This window comes from Microcystis flos-aquae FACHB-1344 (assembly GCF_014698375.1).
Taxonomy (GTDB): domain Bacteria; phylum Cyanobacteriota; class Cyanobacteriia; order Cyanobacteriales; family Microcystaceae; genus Microcystis; species Microcystis aeruginosa.
The window spans coordinates 1-8,525 of record NZ_JACJSW010000217.1 but is presented as its reverse complement, the minus strand read 5'-3'; the positions used below and the strand labels follow the sequence as shown (position 1 = coordinate 8,525).

The following is an 8,525-nucleotide window of genomic DNA, read 5'->3' as shown; positions in this document are numbered from 1 at the left end:
AAGATGCAGGAATTAAAGGAAGAATTTAGAAAGATTTATGAAACCTCAGAGAATCCGACAGAGGGAATGCTATCCATCTCGGAATGGTTGGCAAAATCCTCCAGTGTTTTTACTAAGAGTTGTCAAACAATCCGAAACTGGTTTGGAGAAATAATTAGTTATTTCGAGCGAAGGACAACGAATGGGATGGTCGAGGGAATCAACAATAAACTTAAACTAATAAAACGGAGAGCCTATGGCTTTAGAAACTTTCGGAATTTTTGGGTTAGAAGTATGTTGTCTTGGCATCTTGTCTGTTGATTTAGCATAAAGAGTAACGAAGAGCCTAAAAGTTAAGGGATAGGCCAAGAATAAGAGACTTATCCCCAAAAGGCTCAACTGTTTAATTATCGGCCAATTTTCCCCACTATCCAGTCCCGAAAAACGAGAATTTTGTAAGAATAGCCATAGCAACATAAGTAATGAAAGAGGCACAAAAATTAACAATTCTCCCCTGAGATTGTGCAAAGTTTGCCAAGGACGATAGACAAATGTTCCTAAACAGACAAATGGTCCGGTAATTATTTGACGAATCGGAGTAAAAATAGCGGTTGCTATATCTAAGTCTCCAACCCGGCTATCACCAGTCAACTTTCTGAGAATTAAAACCACTAGGAAAATCGTACCTAAGATGAATAGATGTTTAATTAATTCTTTAAATATCTCCGACTGAGGCTTTTTGGTTAGAAAAGGTGCGGTGATAAACAGCAAAAAACAGGTCTCATAACTAAGAAAAGAAGCAGTAATCAATAGGTAAGACCAAATTTTTTTATCGTTCAGATAACTTAAAAAAGCGAGTAAAAGAAAGGTTATGGCGGGCAAAATGTGAATATGAGTGAGAAAAGCCCTAGTGTTATCGGCAGGAAATAAAGTAAATGCAAGGGTACCCGTCAGGACAAAAATAGGTTGATTCCAGAGACGTTGGAGAAATAGATAAAAGAGGATATTATTGGTTAATGCCAATAGATAGGCACTTATATAAATAAGCGGCAATCCTCCCAATTTTCCAGCAAAGTATGCAGAGAAGAAGAGGATGTTAAAGCCGACAACTCTACCTTGAAAAAATGCTAAATTCATGTTCTTAACAGAGTCAACAAATCTGGAAAAGTCCATGGTGAGTATGTTACCGATGAAAGCGTAATCATCTTCGTATAGACCCAAGTGATTAAAATACCAAAAGTGGGCGATCCAAGTAATCAATGCAATGGTTAAAAATGTAGTAATTTTCAATGATTTATTATTCAATAACGTCATTGATTTTCCTATAGCTTGTGTAGTCATAAATAAATATTTTATGTGAAATTTACAGCTTCAACAGGCTGAGCAATTGAATTACCTAGTGGTTCTTCGGTTTCTGTTATGCAATGTACGGGGATTATAAGGGACGGAACCTTTATAGAGAAAAACGTTTGGCGATTTTTGTCAATTGTTTTTGATCTAGAGCGAACTAATCAATTAAATCTCTTGCCAGATAAGGATTTAGTTTATTTATGCCACCCTATCGAACCATAAAAAGTAACGAAGAGCCTACCTAGTTAAGCTTGCTTGCTCTTGTTGGAAGAATTATGGATTCTTTCTGATAATATATCAGTGTTTAAACTCTGTCAAGGCGAGATTGTACTAAATCCTGTTTAAAAGGTATAAGGGAGAACGGAGCAGGGGAGATAGGAGATAGGAGATAGGACATAGGAGATAGGAGTCAGTAGTTAAATGTTCAGTGAAAACTCAAATCTGACTCCTGATAACTGATCACTGATAACTGTTCCCTAAATTATCCCCAAAGGACAAAATTGACCCGATAATTCTAGTTGATTGTTTTGCAGTAGATATAAACCGTACTCAATTCCTTCTACCACTGCTTGATAGGAAGCTTCCAAAATATTACTAGACACTCCCACGGTTGTCCATCTTTGTTGACCGTTACTGGACTCGATTAAAACCCTAGTTTTCGCTGCCGTCCCCGAACCACTATCGAGGATTCTCACTTTATAATCGGTCAGGTGAAAGTTAGCAATTTCGGGATAGAATTTGACTAAAGCCTTTCTTAAAGCTCGATCTAAAGCGGCCACCGGCCCGTTACCCTCGGCCACTTCTAATAAATCTTCCTCTTTTACCCGTACTTTAATTGTTGCAATCGCATTACCACTATCCCGCAGCATATCACAATAAACTTGGAATCCTTTTAATTCAAAAAGGTGGCTTCTCTGTCCCAAAGCTTCCCGCATTAATAACGCAAAACTAGCTTCGGCTGCCTCAAATTGATAACCCTCACTTTCCAAGATTTTTAAACGTTCCAAAATTTGCCGACAGGTGGGATCATCTTTATTCAAATCGATGCCAAAACTGCGCGCTTTCGCTAACACATTACTTAATCCCGATTGGTCAGAAATGACGATGCGGCGCTGATTCCCGATCGCTTCCGGGTTAATATGTTCGTAGGTCAGGGGATTTTTCGCCACCGCAGAAACGTGAATGCCGCCTTTATGGGCAAAAGCGGAGCGTCCGACGAAGGGAGCGTGATCATCCGGGGCTAAATTGACCATTTCGCTGATTTTTCGGCTAGTTCCCGTCAATCGGCCTAATTGATTTTCTTCTAGGCAGGAAAAGCCCATTTTTAACTGAAGATTGGGAATTAAAGTACATAAATTGGCATTGCCGCAGCGTTCCCCATAACCGTTAATTGTGCCTTGAATCATGCGTGCGCCCTCGTTAACTGCCGCTAAGGAGTTAGCCACGGCGGTTCCTGCGTCATTATGAGCATGAATGCCTAATTGAGGCGCATTTTCCTCATCGGGATCGATGCCCAATTGCTCCCGCACTTTCTCCACAATCGGGGCGATTTCTTGGGGTAAAGTGCCCCCGTTGGTATCACAGAAAACTAACCATTCGGCCCCGGCAGCCCTGGCGGTTTTGAGGGTTAAAAGGGCGTATTCGGGGTTATTTTTGTAACCATCAAACCAATGTTCTGCATCATAAATGACTCGTTTTCCCTGACAGCGTAGATACTCGATCGTATCTCCTATCATGGCTAAATTCTCCTCCAGACTGGTTTTTAAGCCCTCTGTGACGTGCAGATCCCAAGATTTGCCGAAAATTGTCACCCAACGGGTTCTAGCGGCGAGAATGGCGGTTAACATCCGATCTTCCCGGGCCTCGATCTGGGGGCGACGAGTGGAACAAAAAGCGACTAATTCCGCTTGTTTTAGGGGTTCTTCGTGCAGTTTCCAGAAAAATTGACCGTCTCTTGGGTTTGCGCCTGGCCAACCGCCTTCGATAAAAGGAATACCCATCCGATCTAATTCCCTGGCGATTTTAATTTTATCTTCGAGGGAGAGGGAAATACCTTCTCGCTGGGCCCCGTCCCGGAGAGTAGTGTCATAGACCCAAATGCGCTTACCATTGTTCATATAAATAGTCAATAGGTGTTAATATTAATTAATAACTGTAGCGACTTAAAATCACGCCCCTAATGCCTAGAATAACAGTTTACTGTCAAACAATCACCTGCGATCGAGGTGAAAATCTCCGTCGTATATTATTAAAACATGACATTTCTTTGTATAACGGCGGTTCCAAGTTAATCAATTGTCGCGGCATCGGCAGCTGTGGAACCTGTGCGGTGGCAATTGTGGGCGAAGTTTCTGCTATCAATTGGCAGGAAAAAGCGCGTCTTTCTTTACCTCCCCATAACCACGATAATAACCGTCGTCTTGCTTGTCAAGTCAAAGTTTTTGGTGATATCGAAGTTACTAAATACGATGGTTTTTGGGGACAAGGAGACTCAGTGATCACTGATCAGTGATCAGTTTTGAGTTTTCAGTGAACAGTATTAAGTATTAAAGTGTTAAAGTATTAAGTTGCAAGTTCGGAGCCTTCTTTTCACTGTTTACTGTTTACTGATTAAGGTTATCAAATGAACGAGACAATAACTTTTCGGATATCACCAATAATTCGGGTAACTTTATTAAGTTTATATGTGGCGTTAACCATCCCTTTACCCTTTTTAGCAAAAGTCACTAATTCCCCTGTTAATCCCAATTTTCTCTGGGTAGGAATTAGCTTAGGATTAATCGCTTTATACGGAGCTTTAAGTGAAAGAGTCATTTTATCAGAAACAGGGATACAAGTTACCTATCCCCAATGGTTTCCTGCTTTTCTTCGCTCTGGTTGGTGGTTAAATTGGACAGATATAAAAGAACTTAAATGTCGCAGTACAGGACAGGGTGGTTTAGTTTATTATTTCCTTGATCGCTCCTCGGAAAAAGCCTATTTATTGCCGATGCGAGTAGTGGGATTTAATCGCATGGTCAAAATAATCGCAGAAAAAACTAACTTGGATATGACTGATATTCGCCCCCTTTCTCAGCCTTGGATGTATGGAATTCTTTTTATTCTCACCCTATTTTTATTATTAGTCGATGCTTGGACTATTGCTACGGCGAGAACTATTATTCCCTAATAAATTCGGCTCAAAACGTAATCTACTAGCTCGATTAACACATCTTTTGAGGGAGAAGAAGCTAAGCAGTCAAGGTGTTTTAAGGCACTTTGACCGTATTGATCGGCTAATTCTTTTGAGCGAGGAATACCTTGGCTAGAGTGAATAAAATCAAGAGCTTTTTCGATGTCTCCTTCCTGACTAAATTCCCGCTCGATTAACACTTCTATATAGGGATTTTCCTCCATGGCAAAGAGAGCGGGAGCGGTGATATTACCACTGATCAAATCGGAGCCAGAGGGTTTTCCTAATACTTCCGTAGGGGAGGTAAAATCGAGAATATCATCGACGATTTGAAAAGCTAATCCTAAATCGCGACCATAATTATATAAATGATGATTAACTTCAGCTGATTGCTCGCTTAATACCCCGGCCGCTTTGGCACTGTTGGCAATTAAAGAAGCAGTTTTGTAGTAACTTTTTTCTAGATAAGCTGCCAAGGAGATACTGGTATCAAAGCGATTAATTCCCTGTTGAATTTCCCCTTCAGCAAAATCGCGAATCACTTCTGAGAGCAATTTTACCACTTCTAAATTATCTAAATTTGCTAGATACCAAGAGGATTGAGCGAAAAGAAAATCCCCCGCTAAAACCGCCACGCGATTGTCAAATAAACTGTTAACGGTGGGAACACCGCGCCGCAATTCTGCCTCATCTACCACATCATCATGGACGAGACTGGCAGTGTGGATCATCTCCGTGATTTCCGCTAATCGACGATGACGGGGAGTGATATCCCGGTCTAACATGGTAGCGCGAGACACTAACAACACGATCGCCGGTCGAACGCGTTTACCACCGGCCTCGAACAAATGTTCTGCTGCCGCCGCTAAAATGGGATGACGAGCGCCGACGAGGTTTTTTAAGTTATCGGTCAAAAGACGGAGATCATCGTCAACGGGTGCGAATAAAGAAGTTGTTGGGATCATTGGTTAGCCAATTGGCGAGATAGTTACGAAAGTTTACATATCCTTACATTTATTTTAAGCTAACCGTCCAGACTAGGGAAGGGGAAGCATCAGTGATCAGTAAACAGTGAGGGGTTGGGGTTTTAGGGTTTTAGGGTTTTAGTTGAAATTCCCCCACCTCCCCACACCCCACACCCCACACCCCACACCCCACACCCCACACCCCACACCCGACACCCCACACCCCACTTCCCCACCTCCCCACACCCCACTTCCCCACCTCCCCACACCCGACACCCCACACCCGACACCCCACACCCGACACCCCACACCCGACACCCCACACCCCACACCCGACACCCCACACCCCACACCCCACTTCCCTGGTCCCTAATCTTTTTCCCGACAAAACTCTTGTCATTGTCAAGACTCTAGGGTAACTTGTATATAAAAATTAATAAAGCGAGAAGTATTAGAACGATGTTGAGACTAATTAGCGACTTTGACGGCCCGATAATGGACGTATCCGAGCGATATTACCAAGTTTATCAAGACTGTTTACAGAAAACCGCCTATAAAGGTCAAATTATCGGGGAATTATCGAAAGCGGAATTCTGGCAGTTAAAACGGGATCAGGTTTCTGAGAAGCGTATCGGGGAAATGTCAGGATTAGATGAAGATCAAGCGCGTAAATTTGCCCATCTTCGTCGTCAAACTGTCCATACTTTACCCTATCTTGTCCACGATCGCCCGGTGGTTGGTTCTTTGGAAACTCTCCAGAAAATCCAAGAGTTAAAGATCGATTTAGTCGTGATGACGATGCGGCGGGTATCCGAGCTAGATCATGCCTTTAATCGCCACGATATCGGTCGTTTTTTCGCCGCTAATCGTCGTTATTGTCTAAATAACAATTACACCAAAACCAACGACGTGCGCGACAAAACCCTGCTTATGGCTAAGGCCGCTAAAGAACTGCCGGCGGCTGCCGATACTTGGATGGTGGGGGATACGGAAGCGGATATTGCCGCCGCTAAAAGCCAAAATATTAAGGTTATTGGCGTATTATCGGGGATTCGCAGCCGTTCCCGTTTAGAGAGCTACGAGCCTGATTATATCGTCAATAACCTTGGGGAAGCAGTGGACGTGATCTTAGGCTCCCTACGAGCGATTGGTTAACGGAAAAAACTACTAATCACCCAAAAGATCAGAAAAGTGACGAGCGCATAAATTTGGCGATCGCCGAAGATATGCAAATCAGCCTTGGCCGCTAAACTGGCTAATCCCGCTCCCAGAGCGACTCCTAGCACTAAACCAGCGAGAGTGAATAGTAAGGCGCGGCCAAAACGTTTTTCCTTGCGGTTGAAAAAATAGATATTAACGAAAACGCCAAAAGCTAAGAGCAGCGGTAAGAGGGAGCCACTGGGATCGGGAACTAACAGCGTTATTGCTCCTAAACAAGCGTAAATCACTGCTGGTACACCGATATCCCTTGCAGAAGGTGTATCGATGAGGCTTTTCCACCAGTGAGGAGATTTGCTGCTAGTAACTGGTTTACTTTCCACCGGAATCGCCAGACGTTCAGGAAAACGAATGCGATCGGGAACTTTAATTCTACCCTCCTGTCGCATCCGCAGTCGATCCATGAGGACGGAATCGTAGGCCGACTCGATCAATTCGACAATTTTGCTATCATTTTGATACTGTTGCACCAGTCTTTGTTTGGCCTCTTGAATTTCTTCAAAAGAGGATTCTTCAGTAACCCCAAGTTGTTCGTAGGGATTCTGTTCACTCATGAACATACCTCCTTAATTATGCTCCCGATAGTCATGATCTTAACCCGATGTTCTGTAGTTTAACTTGAGATGCAAGCTTATTTAAATTAATTAAGTTTAGCGAAAATCTGGGCAGAATCGATCGCTTCGTAGGGATAACCACTGGCATCTAAAAGGCTTTTTTCGGCGATTTCTCCTTCTTTAACGATAATTAAGCGGTTTTTGCCCCCGTAGGCTTTAATTGTGACAATTTCTAAAGCAAATAACCCCGGGGAGAAACGGGGATTTATGGCCCCATCGTACTCGAATTTACTCTGCATTAACTGCAAAGCATAGACGTTACTGCTATCAAAGGGTGCTGCATCTCTCATCGTTTTGGCCCGCAGCACTGGGATTAAATCACCAAAAGGAATAGAAATCTTTTGCCAGCTGCGATCAAATGTATCAAAAGAATAACAGTAACCGATGCCATCCCAACGTCCTTCACAGCGCAGAATTAATTTATAGCGTTTTCCGTCCCCTTGTACCTGTAATTCTATTCCCTCGTAGTTAGATAAATTTAGGGGAGGATTCAGGTTTCTGGTACGAACTGAGGCAAAACCACCGTTATTTTCGGTTCTAACGATACCGGAAAAGAGCGCTCGTCCTCCGGTTAGGGTTATCTGACTCTCACTCACTCCTCCCATTACCACATCATCCACCGCACCCCAGATTTCTTTGATATCACTGCTGGGATTGCTAAAGTCAAAGAGGGTTTTTTCGGCGGTTATCCCAGCATTTTTCAATAAATCGAGTAAATTAGCTAAACTATGGCGGTTATTCTCCCCTTGACAGTAGATAATTCTCTCAATCCCTGTGAATAATTGCGGGGTTTGCAGAGCAAATAAATCGACATTTTCAGCCAATAATTGACGTGCAAACTCGATATTATCGACTAAAGCGCGGATTTGATAGTTTTGCTGCTGTAGTTGGGTGATTACCTTTCTCCCGATCGCATTTTCCCCACCAATGACTAAAATGGTCTTCATCCCTTGCTCATTTGTTAGCTGATTTTTTTTATCTTCCCCGAAACCGAGCAGCTTTTGCAGACAACTCCACAGGGGAATACTATCAAAATAGTCTAGAGTTTGCCAAAATCTCTGAAAATCCCAGCTTTTTGACTCAGCCATAACTTTTCTCTCCTCAAAAGGTACTGTTGACATCCTCACCGCCGGGGCCGGACGGTGATTCCCGGCAGATCAAACAAACTTAATTGAACGACCGACCGCTGGGTTGACGCTTCACGGGATGCTGCTTCTTTAACAGAAG

General features: G+C 43.0%; 9 protein-coding genes. 4 read left to right on the top strand and 5 right to left on the bottom strand.

The window, feature by feature from the left end; genetic code table 11:
* A partial coding sequence (locus H6G48_RS23115) for a transposase (RefSeq protein WP_190719961.1) occupies window positions 1–300 on the top strand: 300 nt, incomplete at its 5' end.
* On the opposite strand, the gene H6G48_RS23110 is transcribed toward H6G48_RS23115, so the two are convergent.
* Together H6G48_RS23110 and cimA are read right to left on the bottom strand one after the other, a co-directional pair.
* On the bottom strand, window positions 217–1,320 hold the full coding sequence (locus H6G48_RS23110) for a hypothetical protein (protein WP_242034752.1): 1,104 nt from the start codon (window positions 1,318–1,320) through the stop codon (window positions 217–219). The two genes, H6G48_RS23115 and H6G48_RS23110, sit on opposite strands and share 84 nt — an antisense overlap.
* A 485-nt stretch (window positions 1,321–1,805) precedes the next feature.
* On the bottom strand, window positions 1,806–3,446 hold the full coding sequence (gene cimA, locus H6G48_RS23105) for a citramalate synthase (RefSeq protein ID WP_190723429.1): 1,641 nt from the start codon (window positions 3,444–3,446) through the stop codon (window positions 1,806–1,808).
* Window positions 3,447–3,508: 62 nt separating this feature from the next.
* Here cimA and H6G48_RS23100 point away from each other — a divergent pair, with 62 nt between their 5' ends.
* Together H6G48_RS23100 and H6G48_RS23095 are read left to right on the top strand one after the other, a co-directional pair.
* The gene (locus tag H6G48_RS23100) at window positions 3,509–3,841 is read left to right on the top strand and encodes a 2Fe-2S iron-sulfur cluster-binding protein (RefSeq protein WP_190723427.1); all 333 of its coding nucleotides are present in this window, start codon (window positions 3,509–3,511) and stop codon (window positions 3,839–3,841) included.
* 111 nt (window positions 3,842–3,952) lie between these two features.
* Window positions 3,953–4,498, top strand: coding sequence for a hypothetical protein (locus H6G48_RS23095; RefSeq protein ID WP_072927146.1), 546 nt, complete (start codon window positions 3,953–3,955; stop codon window positions 4,496–4,498).
* On the opposite strand, the gene sds is transcribed toward H6G48_RS23095, so the two are convergent.
* Window positions 4,495–5,466 carry a solanesyl diphosphate synthase gene (gene sds / locus H6G48_RS23090; RefSeq protein ID WP_190723425.1) on the bottom strand — a complete coding sequence of 324 codons (972 nt, stop codon included), beginning with the start codon at window positions 5,464–5,466 and terminating at the stop codon, window positions 4,495–4,497. The two genes, H6G48_RS23095 and sds, sit on opposite strands and share 4 nt — an antisense overlap.
* A gap of 459 nt (window positions 5,467–5,925) precedes the next feature.
* On the opposite strand from sds, the gene H6G48_RS23085 reads away from it, so the two are divergent.
* A complete protein-coding gene (locus tag H6G48_RS23085) occupies window positions 5,926–6,621 on the top strand; it encodes an HAD family hydrolase (protein ID WP_002801790.1) in 696 nt (231 codons plus the stop codon).
* On the opposite strand, the gene H6G48_RS23080 is transcribed toward H6G48_RS23085, so the two are convergent.
* Complete coding sequence (locus tag H6G48_RS23080) at window positions 6,618–7,238, bottom strand: CPP1-like family protein (RefSeq protein WP_190723423.1); 621 nt, start codon at window positions 7,236–7,238, stop codon at window positions 6,618–6,620. The two genes, H6G48_RS23085 and H6G48_RS23080, sit on opposite strands and share 4 nt — an antisense overlap.
* Before the next feature lie 86 nt (window positions 7,239–7,324).
* A complete protein-coding gene (locus tag H6G48_RS23075) occupies window positions 7,325–8,386 on the bottom strand; it encodes a CIA30 family protein (RefSeq protein ID WP_190723421.1) in 1,062 nt (353 codons plus the stop codon).
* Window positions 8,387–8,525: the final 139 nt, after the last annotated feature.